This is a genomic window from Bilifractor sp. LCP21S3_F8, from assembly GCF_052117805.1.
Classification (GTDB): Bacteria; Bacillota; Clostridia; order Lachnospirales; family Lachnospiraceae; genus Bilifractor.
On record NZ_JBQKIK010000003.1, the window covers coordinates 121,897 to 141,684 of the forward strand.

The following is a 19,788-nucleotide window of genomic DNA, read 5'->3' on the forward strand; positions in this document are numbered from 1 at the left end:
GTTTTAGTTTACAAAAAATTTAGAAAGCCATATAATGAAAGAATGTGAGAACGATTCCACATTTGTGCACAGTCTCTGCGGCAGGGCGCTTCGCTTTCGGTATTCTGTCTGTTAACGGCGGCAGAATATGTCAGGAGATTACCCAACCGGACACACGTTTAGCCGGCTGCACCGCCTCAGATCTGGCGCACACTACCAAGAAGGAGGAAAGAAGAATGGCACTGGATTACAGAAAAGCAGCGCAGGGCGTTCTGGACAATATCGGCGGCGCATCCAACGTCGCCTCCGCCGCTCATTGTGCTACGAGGCTGAGACTTGTCATCAAGGACAACAGCAAGGTCAACAAGGAAGCCGTTGAGAATGTAGAAGGCGTGAAGGGATGCTTTGAGGCGTCCGGTCAGCTTCAGGTCATTTTCGGCACAGGAACCGTAAACAAGGTATTCGATGAATTTATCAGCATCTCCGGCGTTGAAGCAGGAACGAAGGAGACCGCGAAGGAGGCAGCTGCTCAGAAGCAGAACCCGTTCATGCGCGCGATCAAGACTCTCGGTGATGTCTTCGTTCCGATCATTCCCGCAATCGTTGCATCCGGACTTCTGAACGGTATTCTCGGCGGCCTCGCGAATGCATTCCCGAACCTTGCGGGCAGCGATTATTACAACATGATCAACCTGTTCGCAGGCGCGGCTCTGTCCATGCTTCCGATCCTGATTGCTGTCAGCGCGGCGAAGAAGTTCGGCGGCAATCCGTATCTTGCCGCAGTTATCGGCTTCATCATGATTCACCCGAATCTGATTAACGCATGGAGCGTTGCTACAATGAAGGCCGCTGATATCCCGGTGTGGAAGGTATTTGGCCTGACTATACAGCAGACCGGATATCAGGGACATGTCATCCCCGTCATCATCGCCATCCTGTTCATGAGTACGCTTGAGAAGTGGCTTCACAAGCATGTGCCCGAGATCATCGATCTCTTCGTAACCCCGCTTGTTACCGTACTGGTTACCGGCGTTCTGACCATGACAATCATCGGACCGATCTTCAAGGTGGTCGAGGACTGGATCCTTCTTGCAGCGCAGACACTGATTGGCCTTCCGTTCGGAATCGGCGGCCTGCTGATCGGCTTCTTCTACGCGTTCACCGTTGTAGCCGGCTTCCATCATATGTACAATATGATTGAGGCACAGATGGTCAGCCAGGATCCTCCGGCAAATATCTGGATGCCCGTTGCCACCGCCGCTAACGTCGGACAGGGAGCAGCAGCCATGGCTGTCGCATTCAAGACCAAAAGCGAAAAAACAAAATCGCTGGCACTCCCGGCTTCTCTTTCCGCGTTTCTGGGAATTACAGAGCCTGCAATCTTCGGTGTAAACATCCGTTACCGCACACCATTTATTGCCGGCTGCTTCGGAGGCGCGATCGGAGGCATGATTGCATCTCTGTTCGGAATCAAGGCAACCGCATACGGAATCACAGGTCTGTTCGGGTTCCTGATCACCACGGATTTCTGGCTGCAGTATGCCATTGTCATGATCGCATCCTTTGCGGTAGCGTTCATTATATCCTTCATTCTGTATAAAGACCCGGAGACGGTTGCAAAAGCTGCTCCTGAAGCCGCAAAGGCTGCCGATCCGCTGGAAAAGGATGTGCAGCAGGCAGTAGAATCTCCGGTCAAGGAGACCATTATCTATGCTCCAGCAGAAGGCGAAGCCATTCCATCCTCAGAGGTAGAGGATCCGACTTTTGCATCTGAGGCTCTCGGAAAGGGCATGGCGATCCGCCCGTCTTCCGGTAAAATCTTTGCGCCCTTTGATGGAACCGTCGATATGGTATTCGACACAAAACATGCCGTTGCCGTTTCGTCTGATAGCGGCGTCGAGGTTCTGATTCACGTCGGCATCGACACCGTGAATATGAAAGGAGAGGGCTTCACAGCTCATGTGAACTCCGGAGATTCCGTGAAGAAAGGCGACCTTCTTCTCGAATTTGACATGGACAAGATCCGCGCTGCCGGATACAAGACCACAATTCCTGTTATTGTCACAAACAGCGACGATTACAATGATGTGAAGGCTATGAAGACCGGTCCCGTAAAGCCTGGAGATGAGGTCCTCAAGGTATGCTGAAAGACAGAAAAGGCTGGAGGCTTCAGTATCACCTGATGCCTCCGGACGGCTGGCTGAATGATCCGAACGGCCTGTGTCAGTTTCAGGGAATTTATCACATTTTCTTCCAGTATTCACCAAATACCCCCGGACCGGATGGCAGATTTGCCAGAACTTGGGGGCATTATGCCGGAAGAGATCTGCTTCATCTGAAATACGCAGGAGTTCCGTTCTGGCCGACTGACCCGATAGACCGCAACGGATGTTATTCCGGATCCGCTCTCACGGAAGGAGATCACATCCGCCTCTACTACACGGGTAATGTAAAAGAACCGGGAGATCACGATTATACATACAGCGGAAGACAGGCCAACGAGATTCTGGTTGAAACCGACGGCAATAATTTCGGCGAGAAGAACTGTCTGCTGACGAATCGTGACTACCCGAAAAACTGCAGCTGTCACGTACGTGACCCCAAGGTCTGGAAAGAGGGGGACACATACTATATGATCCTCGGCGCCAGAGTCAAGGGGCCGGATCTCTCCGCCGACACCGACTTCGGAGAGGTGCTGTTCTATCAGAGTGACGACGGTGTGCACTGGAACTTTCTGAAAGCGCTCACATCGGAGAAGCGTTTTGGATACATGTGGGAATGTCCGGATTACTTCCGACTCGGCGGCAAGACCTTCCTCTCACTCTGTCCCCAGGGGCTTCCGGAAGAAGAATACCGGTATCAGAACATTTATCAGTCCGGTTACTTCACCGTAGAAGGTTCCCTCAATGACGCCCAATACCTTCATGATTTCCGTGAATGGGATTATGGCTTTGACTTCTATGCGCCCCAGAGCTTTGTCGATGAACGGGGACGCCGCCTCTTTATCGGCTGGGTAGGAATGCCGGATGCTCCTTACACCAATCCGACCGCCGAGCCGGCGGGCAAAGGATGGGAGAACTGCCTCACCGTTCCAAGAGAGCTCTACCTTGAGAATGGAATCATTCACCAGAACCCCGTCGAAGAGCTGAAGGATCTGCGGTATGATGAGACGCCGGTAATGCCGCACGGAAGCATGATTCTTCCTGACGGAGCCGGAGATTTCGAGATTTCTTTTCTCGAAGGAACCGGGGATCTGGACTGGAGCATCTGTTTCGGGGACGGAGCAGTGCTGTCATACCAGGAGGATGTGCTGCGTCTCACTATCAGCGATTCCGCAGGATTCGGGCGGAAGGAACGCAAGGTGATCATTCCGGACATTGAATTCCTGAGAATTCTTGTAGATTCCTCACTGCTTGAAATCTACGTCAACGATGGCGAGTATGTCATTACATCGAGATTCTACCCTGCATACACGGGAGACAATCAGAATCTCGAGGTAAGGTTCAGCTGCGATCTTGCCGCAGTCACCGGGTGGAAGATGAAAACGATGGAAACCAATATGAATCTGGTATAACTGCCTTAAGTTGCCCGATAATCTTTTAATAAAGTGCTTAACGATAATCCTGTCTTAGGTTATAATGAAAGAAATTACCCGAGGCTGTTTCATATTTTTATTATTCATTATTCGTTCAGGAGGTTCAAATACCATGAAAAGTTTTAAATATGTCATCACGGATCCTGTTGGAATTCACGCGAGACCGGCAGGTGATCTGGTTGCCGCAGCAAAGAAATACAGCTCTGATATCACCATCAAAGCACACGGAAAACAGGCAGGAGCAAAGAAACTGATCCAGCTGATGGGGCTCGGTGTGAAGCAGGGTGATGAAATCGAAGTGATCGTTGAAGGCGCGGATGAAGAAACTGCTGCTTCCGGACTGGAAGCATTCCTTAAGGACAATCTTTAATCTTCCTCTTCGCAGAGGTCTGCCCGGGAATTCATAAGTATGTATAAAGCCAGCTGCGAGAGTTGCCATGCAACGAGTGCAGCTGGCTTTATCCATATTGTGTCACAGACGAATACAGCCTGTGGTGTGGTATGACCTTCAACAGACATAAGACCGGTTTGTTTTAGAAAGGATATAGGGGCATATGGAAAAATTTGAGGGAAAAGCCATTTTCAAGGGTGTCGCAATCGGAAGAATCATGTTTTACGGAAAAAAGGAAAATATCGTGAAACGCTTCAAAATCGAGGACACCGCAGCGGAAATTGAGCGATATGATAAGGCGAGAAAGGAAGCCATCGAGCAGCTCAAAAAGCTTCACGATGACGCAGTGAAGAAAGTTGGAGAAGAGAATGCCGCTATTTTTGAAGTTCACGCGATGCTGCTTGAGGATGATGACTTCAACGATTCCGTGCACAACATGATAGAAAACGAAGAAGTAAATGCCGAATACGCGACCGCAGTTACCGGCGAGAATTTCTCCAAAATGTTTGCTGAAATGGAAGATGAATACTTCAAGGCTCGCTCCGCAGATATGAAGGACATCTCCGAACGGGTGATCTCCGTGCTTTCCGGCAAGGATACGACGGCCACCTTCGATCAGCCTGTGATCATAGCCGCCGACGATCTCATGCCCAGTGAAACCGTTCAGCTGGACAAGGATAAGGTTCTCGCGTTTGTAACAAAATTCGGCTCCGCGAACTCCCACACTGCAATCCTTGCAAGGACCATGAATATTCCCGCGCTCATCAATATTCCGGTTGATCCTTCCTGGGACGGAAGAATGGCCGTCGTTGACGGACATACTGGTACCTTCTACCTGGATCCGGATGAGGAAATTATCCATGAGATGACAGCAAAACAGGACAAGGATCTGGAGGAACGGCGTCTTCTCCAGGAACTGAAGGGAAAGGATAACGTATCTGTTGACGGCAGGAAGATCAACCTGTACGCCAATATCGGTGGTCTTAAGGATCTTGCCTCTGTTCTGGCAAATGACGGAGGCGGTGTCGGCCTGTTCCGAAGCGAATTCCTCTACATCGGACGAGACAGCATACCCACGGAAGAAGAGCAGTTTCAGGCCTACAAGGCCGTTGCGCAGACACTGGCAGGCAAAAAGGTTATTATCCGCACGCTCGACATTGGTGCCGACAAGCAGGCGGATTATCTCCATCTCGACAAGGAAGACAACCCCGCGCTCGGCTTCCGTGCTATTCGCATCTGCCTGACCCGTCCGGAGATTTTTAAGACTCAGCTCCGTGCCATCTATCGGGCGAGCGCCTACGGAACCATCTCCGTGATGTATCCGATGATCACCTCCACGGAGGAGGTTGAAGAGATCAAGAAAATCTCGGCAGCTGTACGCGCAGAGCTGTCCGCAGATGGAGTTCCCTTCGGCAATGTGGAGGAAGGCATCATGATTGAGACCCCTGCCGCGGCGATTATCTCCGATGAGCTCGGCAGGATGGTGGACTTCTTCAGCATCGGAACCAATGACCTCACACAGTATACACTTGCCATGGACCGTCAGAATGACAAACTGGACCGCTTCTATAACCCGCATCATCCGGCAGTACTCAGGCTGATCCAGAAGGTCATCGAGAATGGTCATGCCGGCGGCGCCTGGGTCGGCATCTGCGGTGAACTCGGTGCAGACACCTCCCTGACCGAAACATTCCTGCAGATGGGCGTCGATGAACTTTCGGTATCTCCGTCCATGATACTTCCCGTAAGAGAAGCCATTCGGAAGAGCTATGCCGGAAAGGACACAAAGTCCTGTTGTTTTTCACAGGAATAACAGATATAATAAAAATATACAAATCTTTTTATACTGCACGGCATTATATCATGCATAATGATGATTTTTCCTGCAGGCTCTGGTTCAGACGCATTTTTTGTTTATAGCCGCGTCCCAGAATCCGGAATTTTCCCTCAGACGAGAGGAGAATTCCGGAAATTATTCAATTTGCCCGAGGAGGTTTTTCAGAAGCGATGAAGAAAATACTATTTGCAGCATCTGAGTGTGTCCCGTTTATCAAAACCGGAGGACTTGCGGACGTTGTCGGTTCTCTTCCGAAATGTCTGAACAAGGAATATTACGACTGCAGGGTGGTAATCCCGAAATACACAAAGATCGCCGAGAAATATTCCAGCCAGATGGAATATGTCACCAATTTCTACATGGATCTCAACTGGAGACAGCAGTACGTAGGTATCTTCAAGATGGAATACGAGGGCATCACCTATTATTTCATTGATAATGAGGAGCATTTTGCAGGTGATCAGATCTATGGTGGCATGCCCTGGGATCTTGAAAAGTTTGCGTTTTTTTCCAAGGCTGTTCTGTCAATCCTCCCGATCATCGATTTCCGCCCGGATGTTATTCACTGTCATGACTGGCAGACCGGACTGATTCCCGTCTATCTGCATGAACGGTTCCAGGGCAACGAATTTTTCCGTGGGATAAAGAGCGTGATGACCATTCACAACCTGAAGTTCCAGGGCATCTGGGATACCGCGACGATGAAGAGCATCACGGGCCTTTCGGACTACTATTTCACACCGGACAAGATGGAATACAACAAGGACGGAAGCTATCTGAAGGGCGGGCTCGTCTATGCAGACGCCATCACCACCGTGAGCAAGACCTACGCAGAGGAAATCAAGACACCGTTTTACGGAGAGGGCCTTGACGGCCTGATGCGCGCCCGCGCGCACGATCTGCGGGGTATCGTCAACGGCATTGATTATGACGTTTACAACCCGGAAACAGATTCGCTTATCGTTCAGAATTATAACGCAAAGAATTTCCGAAAGGAAAAACAGAAGAATAAAACCGCGCTTCAGGAAGAGCTTGGACTCGAGATTGATCCGAAGGTGATGATGATCGGAATTGTATCCCGCCTGACCGACCAGAAGGGTCTCGACCTGATCGCTTACATGATGGACGAGATCTGCCAGGATGCCATTCAGCTTGTCGTTCTCGGAACCGGTGATCCGAAATATGAGAACATGTTCCGTCATTTTGCATGGAAGTATGACAAGAAGGTATCCGCGAACATTTATTATTCGAATGACCTCTCACACAAGATCTATGCTTCCTGTGATGCCTTTCTCATGCCGTCGCTCTTTGAGCCGTGCGGTCTCAGCCAGCTGATGGCTCTGCGCTACGGAACGGTACCGATCGTCCGCGAGACAGGAGGTCTCAAGGACACCGTAGAGCCGTATAATGAATATGAAGGCACAGGAACCGGCTTTTCCTTCGCAAACTACAATGCACATGAAATGCTGGGAACTATCCGGTATGCAGAACGGATCTACTATGATAAGAGAAGAGAGTGGAACAAAATCATCGACCGGGCAATGGCTGCTGATTTCTCCTGGTATCGTTCCGCACTGGAGTATCAGGAGCTCTATGACTGGCTGATCGGCTACTGATAAATCGCTTCCAGGCTCTTTCGCGCGCTTCGCGTGCGACGAGCCTGGAAAGCGTTTTCCTTCTTGTTCGCTCCATAAGCTCCGGATTGCTCCGTGCTTCGCACTCCCGCAATCCTCAACAAGTATGAGTACTCCCGTGCCGCTTTCGCGTCACTTCGTCCTCATACTTGTTGCCTTCGAAATCGCTTCCAGGCTCTTTCGCGCGCTTCGCGTGCGACGAGCCTGGAAAGCGTTTTCGAAGAGCTTATTTTTTACATTGACGAAGTTGTTTTCTAAAGATATAATAAAATCACATCTCGAACCGCATGATCTTATTTATGCTTTCTTTTCTTCATCTCCATTTGTTATCCAGCATCCCTGTTTCTCTTAAGCTGTCCATACCTTTCATTTTCTCTTCTTAGTATTATTAACGCCCCGTTAGCACTCCATTGTACAATTAAATGCATTGACAACGTTTTGAAAGTAGTGTAGTATAATAACCGGTTTGCGAACAAATGTTCGTTTTTGACGTTTGATTCCCTCAGGACATGATCTCACAGGAAAGGAGAGTCCACTCGAAAACGGCAGATACAGGACGGCCCGGCTGACCCGGGATTCATCCTTTTTCTGCGTTATCAGTGACGATTTTATCATGGCATCTAATAATAGTTCAAATCAGAATCAGGACAAGCAGCGTGCGCTTGACGCCGCTCTCGGTCAGATCGAAAAGCAGTTTGGAAAGGGTGCGGTTATGAAGCTCGGCGACCAGGGCGCGAATCTGAATATCGAAGCGATTCCGACAGGGTCCCTGAGCCTTGATATCGCTCTCGGCGTCGGCGGTATTCCGAGAGGAAGAATCGTGGAGATCTACGGGCCGGAATCTTCCGGTAAGACCACGGTAGCTCTTCATATGGTCGCAGAGGTGCAGAAGAGGGGCGGGATCGCAGGATTTATCGATGCTGAGCATGCCCTCGACCCTGTTTACGCGAAGAACATCGGCGTAGATATCGATAATCTGTACATTTCTCAGCCGGATTCCGGCGAGCAGGCACTTGAGATCACCGAGACAATGGTTCGTTCCGGCGCCATCGACATTATCATCGTCGATTCGGTTGCCGCCCTCGTCCCGAAGGCTGAGATCGACGGGGAAATGGGCGACTCTCACGTGGGTCTGCAGGCGAGAATGATGTCTCAGGCGTGCCGTAAGCTTACGGCGGCGATCAGCAAGACAAACTGTGTCGTTGTGTTTATCAACCAGCTGCGCGAAAAGGTCGGCGTTATGTTCGGAAACCCAGAGACAACCACCGGCGGCCGCGCGCTGAAGTTTTATGCTTCGGTTCGTCTTGATGTGCGCAGAATTGAATCTCTGAAGCAGGGCGGCGAGGTAATCGGCAACCATACCCGTGTCAGAGTGGTGAAGAATAAGGTGGCTCCGCCTTTCAAGGAAGCAGAGTTCGATATCATGTTCGGAAAGGGCATATCCAGAGAGGCAGATATCCTGGATCTTGCCGCCAATCTCGGAATTATCAACAAGAGTGGAGCATGGTATTCTTATCTTGGTGAAAAGATCGGGCAGGGACGTGAAAATGCGAAGCAATTTCTGGCTCAGAACCCCGAGGTAATGTCAGAAGTCGAGAGCAAGGTTCGTGAGGCATATGGTCTTCCGACAGACAGGGCAGCCTCAGAGGCAGCTCCCGCCGACATTGCGCCGGCAACGACCGATACTGAAGAACAGTAAGCCGATCCAATCGCATTGTCAGGAGGCAGAGAGGACTTATGAAAGAATGGAATGCTGCATCATTTGCGAGCAATCGAAATGGAGAGTTTCCGGACTCCCCGAAGCCTCCTGTGCTGACCGATGATTCCAGAAAAGCAGCAGCAAGAGCAATGAAGCTTCTGCTTTATAAGGGCAGAACCAGGCAGGAGCTTCGAAACCGGCTGCTGGAAGAAGGCTTTCCGGAGGAGCAGACCAGCAAAGCGATCGAATACTGTCAGTCATTCGGATATGTTAATGATGAGAAATACGCGGAGAATTATATCTCATCCATGAAATTTCGCAAAAGCCGGAATATGATCCGGCGCGAACTTGAGGACAGAGGCGTCACGGAAGAGGAGATCCGTCAGGCATTTGAGGAAGTGCCATACGATGAGCAAGAGCTGATAGAACAGCTCATCCGGAAAAAGGCTGGCGAGCCTCATGAAATGGATGATAAAGAGCTCCGCAGGACCTATGGTTTTCTGGCACGGAAGGGATTTTCTTCGTCTGAAATCTGGAAGTCTCTCCGAACCTTTCAGGAAGCAGCCGAAAGATAGCTTCAATTACTCATCAGTTTCAAGTCTCACCGCGCGTCTTTCTGACAATTCCATTCAGTCAGTTTTTGACAATTCGTCTATCACAGCGTTGACAATATTGTGAAAAATGTATAAAATGAATACTGGTATTGAACTGTGACAACAAAATAAGGAGGTACATTTGTAATGATTAACCCGATAATCATCCATGTGATTGTCGCGGTCATTGCTGTGATTGTTACTCTGCTTATTGCAGTTCCGCTAGTCAGCAAGCTGGCAGTCGCAAAAAAGGTCCGCGAAGATCAGACCAAAATAGGCACTGCCGAGGAACAGGCTCGAGGCATCATAGATGAGGCACTGAAAACTGCTGAAACCAAAAAACGCGAAGCCCTTCTCGAAGCTCAGGAGGAAAACCTGAAGCTGAAAAACGAAAGAGAGAAGGAAAATCGCGAACGCCGCGCGGAATTGCAGAAGTATGAAAAACGAGTGCTCGCGAAAGAGGAATCTGTCGAGAAAAAGGCAGACAATCTTGAGCGGCGCGAGGGAAATCTTTCAGCAAAGGAAGCGAAATTACTCGAAAAAGAGAAAAGGGTTGATGAATTACAGAACCAACGCGTACAGGAGCTGGAGAGAATCTCCGGCATGACCTCCGAAGAAGCAAAAGAATTTCTGTTAAAATCTGTTGAAGACGAAGTAAAGATTGATGCGGCAAAGCTCTACAAGGATTATGTAGACAAAGCGAAGGAAGACGCGGACAGGAAAGCACAGGAATATGTAGTGACAGCGATTGAAAAATGCGCTGTGGATCATGTATCTGAATCTACGATTTCTGTGGTTGAGCTTCCTAGCGATGAAATGAAGGGACGTATCATAGGCCGTGAGGGAAGAAACATCCGTGCCCTCGAACAGGCTACCGGTGTAGATCTCATTATCGACGATACCCCGGAGGCTGTCGTGCTTTCATCCTTTGATCCGATCCGGAGGGAAGTAGCCCGGATCGCTCTGGAAAAGCTGATCGTTGACGGACGCATTCATCCGGCACGCATCGAAGAGACCGTCGAAAAAGCCAAGAAAGAAGTTGACAACCGGATCCGTGAGGAGGGTGAAGCCGCGCTCCTTGAGGTTGGAGTTCACGGCATCCATCCGGAGCTTGTAAAGCTCCTCGGCCGCATGACTTTCCGTACAAGCTATGGGCAGAATGCCCTGAAGCATTCAATTGAAGTTGCTCAGCTTTCCGGCCTTCTCGCCGGCGAGATCGGATTGGATATCCGTATGGCCAAGAGAGCCGGTCTTCTTCACGACATCGGCAAATCCATAGACCATGAGGTCGAAGGATCTCATGTACAGATCGGGGCGGATCTTTGCCGGAAATACAAGGAACCCGCCATTGTCGTTAATGCGGTAGAATCTCACCATGGAGATGTCGAGCCGCAGTCTTTGATCGCCTGCATCGTTCAGGCAGCAGACGCTATTTCCGCAGCCAGACCAGGAGCTCGCCGCGAGACCCTGGAGGCTTATACCAACAGATTAAAGGACCTGGAGGATATTACCAATTCCTTCAAGGGTGTAGAGAAGTCTTTTGCAATTCAGGCAGGAAGAGAAGTACGTGTTATGGTTGTTCCGGATCAGGTAAGCGATGCCGACATGGTATTGCTTGCTCGCGATATTGCCAAGAAGATTGAGGACAGTATGCAGTATCCGGGGCAGATCAAGGTCAATGTAATTCGTGAAAGCCGCGTAACCGATTACGCGAAATAACCCGGCACAAATTCAGCCAGTGAAAACTTAAGGCTGTCGTATTGTTCTCAAATAGAGAATGATACGGCAGCCTTTTCTGAATGCTGCGAAGCAAGCCCTGAACTGTTTCTCCGATATCGAACGATTACATCATTCATACATATCTTTTTGCGTCGCAAAGACCAGTTACATCAATTCTTTCGCAAAGTCCACATAATGCTGTGCACTGATACGATTTCCCTCGATTTCCTCATCCGTCAGCATGCGGATTACTCTCGCCGGACTTCCGAATGCAAGCGAATTATCCGGTATCACACATCCCTGCGTTACAAGAGCCCCGGCGCCAATGATACAGTTACTTCCGATCACTGCTCTGTTCAGAATAATTGCTCCCATTCCGATCAGTGTATTGTCCCGGACCGTGCACCCGTGCACGATCGCAGAATGTCCGATCGTAACATTATCTCCGATTTCAACCGGGCACTCCGGATCACCGTGAATAACTACATTGTCCTGCACATTTGTTCTCTCACCAATCTTAATCTGGGAAGGGACGCCGCGAATCACTGCATTATACCATACCCCCGAGTCTTTCCCGATCTCAACTTCGCCGACAATACGGCTGCCGTCCGCCTGAAAAACGGATTCGTCTATTTTTCTCATTCCCATCCTTCTTTCCCTGATAAAAATCATTTATCTGTTCTATGAAGGCGTCTTCCAGAGAGCCTCCTGTCTCATAGTATCACAGGGACGCATGGACCGGAATACCACTTTCTGCTTTTTTGAATCTTCTTACGGACCGGCGGTAACAATGCCTGATCCATCTATCAGATATTTTGAATCTGTTCATTTTTATTTCGAATCCGTCTATTTATCTTTTGAATTTAAATCAGGTTCTTTCGAATTCAAACATAAAAACTCCAGACCTCTTGTAACAACAGCGATACAATCTATACTGGATAAGAGCAAAGCAAAATATAATCGGAGCTACCGCTGAACAAGGCAGAACAAGCACTGCGATACCACTGCGCAAACCGAGATACGAGCTGTGGTCCTGTCCACCCGTCCTCATATTGATCGGCCTTCGCCACACACATTTTAAAAGCAGCAGGGTAACCCGAAACACAAGAAAGGCAGATTCAGATGGCAGCATCAAAATTATTAATCGGAATCATTTCAGGAACCATCATCGCAGGCAGCGCAGCGGCAGCATTTCAGGCACAAGCCCCGGCAAGAGCATACGCTGCTCAGACCATACAGGAGACATCTTCTCCAGAAACAATGGCAACTGCATCTTCCGCTGACCGCACCAGTTCTGACGCGAAGACTGCCAAAACCATTACCTCTGCCGCAACCGGATCACAAACCAGTTATTCTTCAGAAGCAGAAGAACCCGTTTACCTGAACGGATGGTCCGATGGAAAATATTTTATTGAGAATATACCGGTCACGAATTCCTGGAAAGTCATCGATGGTCACACCTACCGTTTTGACGCAGCAGGAAATGAGGTGACCGGATGGTATTCCGAAAACGGCAGTACCTATTACCTTGGCTCGGACGGTACTCTTACAACCGGAAATGCTTCCATTGACGGTGAAAATTATTATTTTAATGAAGACGGCGTAATGCAGACCGGATGGATTGACGGAAATTATTACAACGCGGATGGAATCGAGTATTCTTTCAACGGCACAACAGGGAATGTCGGACGTCTGTTCATCCCATCGGCAGGCATCAATGTCGCGTTGAATTATGTCGATGACAATACCGGAGACGAGGCAGCCCAGGCCATCTGTGACGCAGAGGACAGTGCAGCATACATGGTCTTCTCCAATTCTGATGAAGTATGGATTGGCGACCACAATTTTCAGGGGTTTGACGCCATCAAATCCGTGGTGCCGGGAACGGAAGCTTATATCAAGAACACCGACGGGACAATCACCACCTATATCTGCACAGAAACAGCTCAGGCGACTAATACAGGCTATGATCTCGTTACCGCCGACGGCAGAAGCGCAAGCAATATCAATGCAGGAGGTATCATCATGTACACCTGTAACGATGACTGGACATCTGTCACGGCAACCTTCTGGCAGCCGGAATAACTATTTGAATTTGTTTTTCAACATGCACAGGCGTGAACAGCGGCTGCATATCACTGATATGCAGCCGCTGTGCGTATTTCCCCGGGCGTTTTTCCTGTATTATTCTTAAAAAAAACACTGAAGCTGCTGGAATTGCGAAAACCGACTTCTTTTGCAATGGCAAAGAGCGGAAGATCGGTCTCGCTCAGCAGGTGAATGGCTTTTTCAATTCGAACCCTGTCACGGTAATCCTTAACTGTGATACCGGTGTAATAGTGGAAGAGATTCTGCAATTTTCCGGCACTCATCGCGAATTGCTGTGCCAGTTCCCGGATATTGGAATTATCATCAGGGTTTTCCTCAAGGTACCTGATAAAGCGGTCCACAACTTCGCGATCATATTTCGGGATCGAACGGATAACCGTTTTTTCGCCGACGCTTTCGTCCTCAGATGAACCGCTCAGAACTCTGGCAAGAAACTCCATCACGTTTCCCTGAATAAAAAGCTCACGAAGGAGTTCATCTTTAATGGTCCTGCCGCATCCGGACAGATTACGACTGATCCCGGAAAGGTCCGAATTTTTTTCCATCATTTCCGCGTCGGCGTCTATCATAAATACCTTTCCCGAGCGGTAATGAATCTGAATCATACCGCGATGTTCTCCACGCAGAACCTTATATCTGATGATACTGAATTCACTGTCAGTATGGTTTTCCGATACCCAAAACAGGTATTTATTCTTTATCAGCAGATCAATTGCTTTATCTAAATCCATTGAATCCTCCGATACCTGCTCAGATTGCCCGACCTGACTGTTTTCACACGGCCGTGCGGGTTCATAGCACACGGATCTTATCATCGTTTCCGCTTTCAACCGTTCGAACATACTGAAGAGAGGCTTGTCGTCTGAAATTTATAACCTGATTATTTTTCTTTATTATTATACCCGATAATATCAGAAAAGAGAACCATGCCGAGACTGCCTTTACAATACATTTTCAGTCTTCAGGGGACAATAACTTTCTGAGAATAGTTCGAAGTGTCTCCTGTTCCTCGTCAGTCAGCACATCAAACGGAGAATTCTCTTCTTTCTGCAGCCGTACCTTCGTCTCCGCTGCTCCTTTTTGGGTAAGACTGATAATGACAGCACGTTTATCCAACCTGCTTTTTTTTCTGACAATCAAATCATTCTTCTCAAGTTTCGACAGAAGCTCTGAAACCGATCCAGGCTGAACCCGAAGCTCTTCCTGAATATCTTTCTGAAAAGCACTGCCATTCTCCATGAGATATGTCAGAATCTGCTCCCGCGAACCGCTTCGCCGTTCCTTGTGGTGAAGCATATGCGCGCAGCTTCGAAAGAGAAGATCAAGATCCTCACAGTTCTCGAAATCATAATTCTCGTGACGGGAATGTCTGTGATAATTCTTATGACCATCTCTGCCATCTGACCCTTCGTGGTCAAAATGACCGGAGCGATCAAGATGGCTGAAATGACCGGGATGACCGGTACGGCCAGAAGAATCGAAATGGCGGGACTGACCGGGATGACCGGTACGGACGGAATGCACAGATTGGCTCGGGCGACCGGAAAATCCGGTCTCGCCCCCACTCACTGTTATTCCGCGCTCCCTGGCGAGTGCCGCTCCCTTCCCACAGGACGGATTCTTTAGAGAGCAGTGTTTTCCGCATCCGCTGCAAACATTAGCATCCGGGATGGTATCTGCCACATCTTGGTTTCTTAATATTGTATTTGTATCTGCATTAATCTGATTATTCATATTATATTCCCTCTTTCAGGATCGCGAGAGTGCGAAGCACGGAGCAATCCGTAGCTTATACACTATGTGGTGCCCCACTTGGAGGACACATTGTTTTGGTTTCTTTTAATTAGGTGCCTAAATAATATCTGATATTCGACGAACTGTCAAGGTACATAACCAATTTCATAAATTGTTCACAACGAGATAAAACACGCTGTGCGAGTTTTATCTCGCTATCGCGACGCTCGCCGCACACGAATACTTCGCATTCGGCTGCGGCTCACTGTTCGCGTAAATGAAACCTGGCATGGTGAGCTGCCTGGCAGCTTCTTGCCAAGTAGTTCACCATATCAACGATCAGACCAGCTATTCACCGGAACATCAATGACGATATATGAAAAAAGAAAACAGGATCATATTTCAGATTTTTTAGATTTGTGGTAATCTTGAACAAGAAACGAATCGAGACAGCAGAAGAGCACCGGAATTGAGGGAGCAATATATATGGCGGTTTGTGTATATAATTACGGCGATGAAACAACAGACGAGGATCTGATTCGACGGATCTGCGGCGGAATCTACGACTCCTATGATCTTTACCGGGACTCCGAAAGAGATAATCTGGCTTACCGGATGATGAAGCAGAATCTTTCCGCAGAAAAGGGACTGGTGATCACCTCAACCGTCAGCAATTTCGGAAGGAACAAGGCAGAGATTCTGAAAGAACTGAAATGGATGCTGCGTCATCACGTCACGCTCGCCATTGCCCGATATCCCGTCACCTGTCAGATCGACAGCATGACAAACACGATCGCATTGAAGACGCTGATCAATGTCTTTGAAGATCTGATGAATGATCCTGCATTCGAGATTCGATCCGGTTCCAACGCTAAGGGAGGGAGAAAAAAGATCAGCTTCCCTGAAAACTGGTATGAACTATACCCGAAGTGGACAGCGAAAAGGATCACTGCCGTCGAATTCATGAAAGAAGCAGGGGTACGCAAAGGTACATTTTATCATCTGGTGAAAGAGTATCAGACTCTGCTGTCTGCGTCTATGCAGACGATTCGTTTATGAAAATCGGGTCTTTCACAAATCCGCTTTTTCATTGTGCACACGACCCGTATACGATACGCCTTCGGACGCGAAATACTCCTTCAGATACTTGATACGCTTTCGGACGCGGTGATCTTCGATGCCGAGACATCTGAGCCCGGAAGTTCGCCCGCTTCCATAACACAATAACAGACGAAGCCCCTGAAACCATGAAATAAACAAAGGTCTCAGGGGCTTTCAAAAGCAAGTGACGGGAATCGAACCCGCCTCCCCAGCTTGGGAAGCTGGTGTTCTACCGATGAACTACACCTGCATCAACTACAAAGATTACTATAACACAACCCGATGTCAAAATCAATGTTGTTTTTTGACCGGTGCTTTTACCGTTTCGCCCTTACTTGATCTTTCCGGTGCTTTTACCGTTTCGCCCTTACCGTTGATCTTATACGTAGGGTTACACATTGAATTAATAAATGAAATAACGTATAATAAGCCCATTCTGATACATTTCTAATATGTGAGGTTATAAAAATGTGGTTAGCAGATAACTGGAACGATTATGAAGTACTGGATACCTCATCCGGTGAAAAGCTGGAACGATGGGGTGATTATCTTCTGATCCGCCCGGATCCTCAGGTCATCTGGAATACAGAAAAGAAGGCGCGCGGCTGGAGAAAGTGCAGTGGCCATTATCATAGAAGCACAAGGGGCGGCGGCGAATGGGAGTTCTTCGATCTTCCGAAACAATGGCAGATCCGCTATCGCAATCTCACCTTTAATCTCAAGCCATTCAGTTTTAAGCACACCGGACTGTTTCCGGAGCAGGCTGTCAACTGGGATTGGTGCTCGGCAAAGATAAGAGATGAAATAAAACGGCGCGAAAATTCCGGTGACCTGGATCCTGAGACCGGGATGACAAGACCGGTCCGTATCCTGAATCTCTTTGCCTATACCGGAGGCGCAACACTTTCGGCAGCGGCAGCCGGTGCGCAGGTCACACACGTCGATGCTTCCAAAGGAATGGTAACATGGGCAAGGGAAAACGCGGAATCATCCGGTCTGTCAGGCCGCCCGATCCGCTGGCTCGTGGATGATTGTACGAAGTTCATCGAACGGGAGATCCGGAGAGGCCATCATTATGACGGGATCATTATGGATCCCCCCTCGTACGGAAGAGGTCCGAAAGGAGAGATCTGGAAGATGGAGGAAAACATCTATCCGTTTCTTGAACTCTGCGCAAAGCTTCTAAGCGACGATGCGATTTTCTGCCTGATCAATTCCTATACAACCGGCCTGGCGCCCTCCGTACTCACCTATATGCTCTCTGTCGCACTTGCGGACCGTGGGGGAAAGATCGAATCCTCGGAAATCGGGCTTCCGGTCACCTCCACCGGCCTCGTACTTCCGTGCGGATCAACAGGACGTTGGATGCGAACAGGCGAACCTGACGGAATGTAATAATTTCAGAAAACCCAACGCGGGCCTTATAAAAGGCAGCAGGGAGATCATTCCACAAGGGATTCTTTAGAGAAGAATTACCGAAAGGTCAGCGAATAAAGAATTTTATAAAAGAAAAACTGCAGAAAGGACTTTAGATATATGAAGAAACTTTCCAAGAATCTGGTAAGTATGCTGTTTCTTCTGGTACTTCTGATTCTTATTCTGATTGGTATTTATGCCTTTGGCATCTACCATTTCAAGACACACTTTTACAACAATTCAACCATAAACGGCATCAATGTCGGCGAGATGACCGCTGACCAGGCGCGGTATGCCATCCAGAATCAGATGCGCAAGTACACGCTTACCTGCAAAGAGCGAAACAATGTCACAGACAAGATCACCGGAGATCAGATCTACCTGACGTATCAGGACGACGGCACTGTAGATAAACTCCTGGATGATCAAGATTCCAGATTCTGGATTTTCCACATCACTCTCGGAAAAAAATACCACATTCCTCTTGGGTACACCTATGATTCCAGTTCTATCGAAGATGTAATGAATAAGATGAACGCCTTCTCCGCTCCCGATATTCAGGCGCCGGAAAATGCGAAAATTGTCGATAATGGCAGTGACTTTACCGTTTCCGAAAGCGTTCAGGGCAACACTCTGAATTACGAAAAGACAAAGGCAGCCATTATCAACGCAATTGAAAATCACAAAACGGAAATTAATTTTGAGGATCTGGACCTCTATGAGAAGCCAACCGAAAATGAGAGCTCTTCGGATATCCAGGAGAAGGCAGCTGACATCAACAAGCTGCTGAACATCAATATCACCTATAACCTGGCCGATCAGGAATTTACCATTAACAGCTCCAACATCCGTGATTTTCTGGTCGAGGATGACAAGGAGGGATATACCCTCAGCAAGGACAAGCTTGCCGAATGGGTAAAAAACATGGCCTATGAGACCGATACCTACGGTCTCTCCCGCAAATTCCGCACAACGAGCGGCAAGGAGATTCAGCTCGAGGGCGGCGGGGACTACGGCTGGTGTATTTATCAGGAAGAAACCACCAACGATCTATATAACGCCATCCTGAACGGTGACAGCGGGCAGCGTGATCCCATCTATCTGTACAGCGCACTCGACCGCGGTGCCAATGATATCGGAGGCACCTATGTGGAAATCTGCATCACCAAACAGGAGATGTGGTGCTATAAGGACGGCACCCTGATCGTAGACACCCCGGTGATCACCGGAAACCATTCGCTGGGCCAGGATACTCCGTCCGGAAGTGTATATGCCATCGACGGAAAAGAGAGCAACACCACCTTCCCCGAGGCTCACAACGTAAAGATCAGCTACTGGCTTCCCTTTGTCGACTCCTGTGGAATTCACGATGCCTACTGGAGAACCGAAGCCCAGTTTGAGAACAAGAATACCTATCTGACCAACGGATCAAACGGCTGCATCAACACACCGAAGGATGCCGCGGCAAAGATCTTCGATGTGATGGATGTCGGATATCCCGTTGTCGTGTACTATTCGGAGGACCAGCCGGTAGGCCCGCAGCCCACCAGTGCCGATGCATCCGCAAACGTTGCGCTTTCGAATCAGTAACCGGGATACCCCGGATTCCGGACAATGACCGCACAGACCGCTTATTTCCCAGTGGGAACTTCAGGCGGTCTCTGATTTCTGATCTCGGAACTTCAGGCGGTCTCTGATTTCGGGATTGCAAATTTTCCGGATACTGCTACAATGAACCTGTTGGTCTGACCAGCGCATGTGTCCTGTCCACGCAAAAAGTTCCGCATGACATCCGCGCGTGATATGCGATTAACATGCGCGTCCGGCGGATGCCCTTTTCCGGTCGCAGCGGGGAAGAAAAACAAGCATAATATCCGTCGTATACCAGGCGAGAAGATAAAAAGTCTAACATAGACAACAAAGTTTTACACAGAAAACAAAACACAAGTCCTACACAGAAGACAAAATACAGGTCTTACTA

15 protein-coding genes and 1 tRNA gene are annotated in these 19,788 nt (G+C 48.8%); 12 read left to right on the plus strand and 4 right to left on the minus strand.

The features are described from left to right. The first annotated feature begins 215 nt into the window (after nt 1-215). The 8 genes from ACTQ3A_RS02730 to rny all read left to right on the plus strand — a co-directional run bounded on the left by ACTQ3A_RS02730 (nt 216) and on the right by rny (nt 11,447). Nucleotides 216-2,126, plus strand: coding sequence for a glucose PTS transporter subunit IIA (locus tag ACTQ3A_RS02730; RefSeq protein WP_441099016.1), 1,911 nt, complete (start codon nt 216-218; stop codon nt 2,124-2,126). Beyond that, nucleotides 2,120-3,553 carry a glycoside hydrolase family 32 protein gene (locus ACTQ3A_RS02735; RefSeq protein WP_441099015.1) on the plus strand — a complete coding sequence of 478 codons (1,434 nt, stop codon included), beginning with the start codon at nt 2,120-2,122 and terminating at the stop codon, nt 3,551-3,553. Before ACTQ3A_RS02730 ends, ACTQ3A_RS02735 begins: the two co-directional genes overlap by 7 nt. Nucleotides 3,554-3,686: 133 nt before the next feature. Beyond that, nucleotides 3,687-3,944: an HPr family phosphocarrier protein gene (locus tag ACTQ3A_RS02740; protein ID WP_441099014.1), complete on the plus strand. Its 258-nt coding sequence runs from the start codon at nt 3,687-3,689 to the stop codon at nt 3,942-3,944. A 184-nt stretch (nt 3,945-4,128) separates the two neighbouring features. Beyond that, nucleotides 4,129-5,778, plus strand: coding sequence for a phosphoenolpyruvate--protein phosphotransferase (gene ptsP, locus ACTQ3A_RS02745; protein ID WP_441099013.1), 1,650 nt, complete (start codon nt 4,129-4,131; stop codon nt 5,776-5,778). A 194-nt stretch (nt 5,779-5,972) separates the two neighbouring features. Further along, entirely contained in the window at nt 5,973-7,418 is a 1,446-nt protein-coding gene (gene glgA, locus ACTQ3A_RS02750) for a glycogen synthase GlgA (protein ID WP_441099012.1), read from the plus strand. A gap of 631 nt (nt 7,419-8,049) precedes the next feature. Next, a complete protein-coding gene (gene recA, locus ACTQ3A_RS02755) occupies nt 8,050-9,135 on the plus strand; it encodes a recombinase RecA (protein ID WP_441099011.1) in 1,086 nt (361 codons plus the stop codon). 38 nt (nt 9,136-9,173) lie between these two features. Beyond that, nucleotides 9,174-9,710: a regulatory protein RecX gene (locus tag ACTQ3A_RS02760; protein ID WP_441099010.1), complete on the plus strand. Its 537-nt coding sequence runs from the start codon at nt 9,174-9,176 to the stop codon at nt 9,708-9,710. A 165-nt stretch (nt 9,711-9,875) separates the two neighbouring features. After that, a complete protein-coding gene (gene rny, locus ACTQ3A_RS02765; protein ID WP_441099009.1) occupies nt 9,876-11,447 on the plus strand; it encodes a ribonuclease Y in 1,572 nt (523 codons plus the stop codon). A gap of 165 nt (nt 11,448-11,612) precedes the next feature. On the opposite strand, the gene ACTQ3A_RS02770 is transcribed toward rny, so the two are convergent. Beyond that, nucleotides 11,613-12,089 carry a gamma carbonic anhydrase family protein gene (locus tag ACTQ3A_RS02770; RefSeq protein ID WP_441099008.1) on the minus strand — a complete coding sequence of 159 codons (477 nt, stop codon included), beginning with the start codon at nt 12,087-12,089 and terminating at the stop codon, nt 11,613-11,615. A 480-nt stretch (nt 12,090-12,569) separates the two neighbouring features. On the opposite strand from ACTQ3A_RS02770, the gene ACTQ3A_RS02775 reads away from it, so the two are divergent. Further along, nucleotides 12,570-13,532 carry a hypothetical protein gene (locus ACTQ3A_RS02775; RefSeq protein WP_441486642.1) on the plus strand — a complete coding sequence of 321 codons (963 nt, stop codon included), beginning with the start codon at nt 12,570-12,572 and terminating at the stop codon, nt 13,530-13,532. Nucleotides 13,533-13,582: 50 nt separating this feature from the next. On the opposite strand, the gene ACTQ3A_RS02780 is transcribed toward ACTQ3A_RS02775, so the two are convergent. Together ACTQ3A_RS02780 and ACTQ3A_RS02785 are read right to left on the minus strand one after the other, a co-directional pair. Then, the gene (locus ACTQ3A_RS02780; protein ID WP_441486641.1) at nt 13,583-14,287 is read right to left on the minus strand and encodes a helix-turn-helix domain-containing protein; all 705 of its coding nucleotides are present in this window, start codon (nt 14,285-14,287) and stop codon (nt 13,583-13,585) included. Between the two features lie 223 nt (nt 14,288-14,510). Next, nucleotides 14,511-15,290 carry a MarR family winged helix-turn-helix transcriptional regulator gene (locus ACTQ3A_RS02785; protein WP_441486640.1) on the minus strand — a complete coding sequence of 260 codons (780 nt, stop codon included), beginning with the start codon at nt 15,288-15,290 and terminating at the stop codon, nt 14,511-14,513. Nucleotides 15,291-15,776: 486 nt separating this feature from the next. Here ACTQ3A_RS02785 and ACTQ3A_RS02790 point away from each other — a divergent pair, with 486 nt between their 5' ends. Next, a complete protein-coding gene (locus ACTQ3A_RS02790; RefSeq protein WP_441486639.1) occupies nt 15,777-16,349 on the plus strand; it encodes a hypothetical protein in 573 nt (190 codons plus the stop codon). Nucleotides 16,350-16,570: 221 nt separating this feature from the next. Here the strand turns inward: ACTQ3A_RS02790 and ACTQ3A_RS02795 are convergent. Beyond that, a tRNA-Gly gene (locus tag ACTQ3A_RS02795) sits at nt 16,571-16,641 on the minus strand. A gap of 218 nt (nt 16,642-16,859) precedes the next feature. On the opposite strand from ACTQ3A_RS02795, the gene ACTQ3A_RS02800 reads away from it, so the two are divergent. Together ACTQ3A_RS02800 and ACTQ3A_RS02805 are read left to right on the plus strand one after the other, a co-directional pair. Next, nucleotides 16,860-17,786 (plus strand): class I SAM-dependent methyltransferase, encoded by a 927-nt coding sequence (locus ACTQ3A_RS02800; RefSeq protein WP_441099003.1) that lies wholly within the window; start codon nt 16,860-16,862, stop codon nt 17,784-17,786. 141 nt (nt 17,787-17,927) lie between these two features. Continuing rightward, nucleotides 17,928-19,397, plus strand: coding sequence for a L,D-transpeptidase family protein (locus ACTQ3A_RS02805; RefSeq protein WP_441493972.1), 1,470 nt, complete (start codon nt 17,928-17,930; stop codon nt 19,395-19,397). The last annotated feature ends 391 nt before the right edge of the window (nt 19,398-19,788 follow it).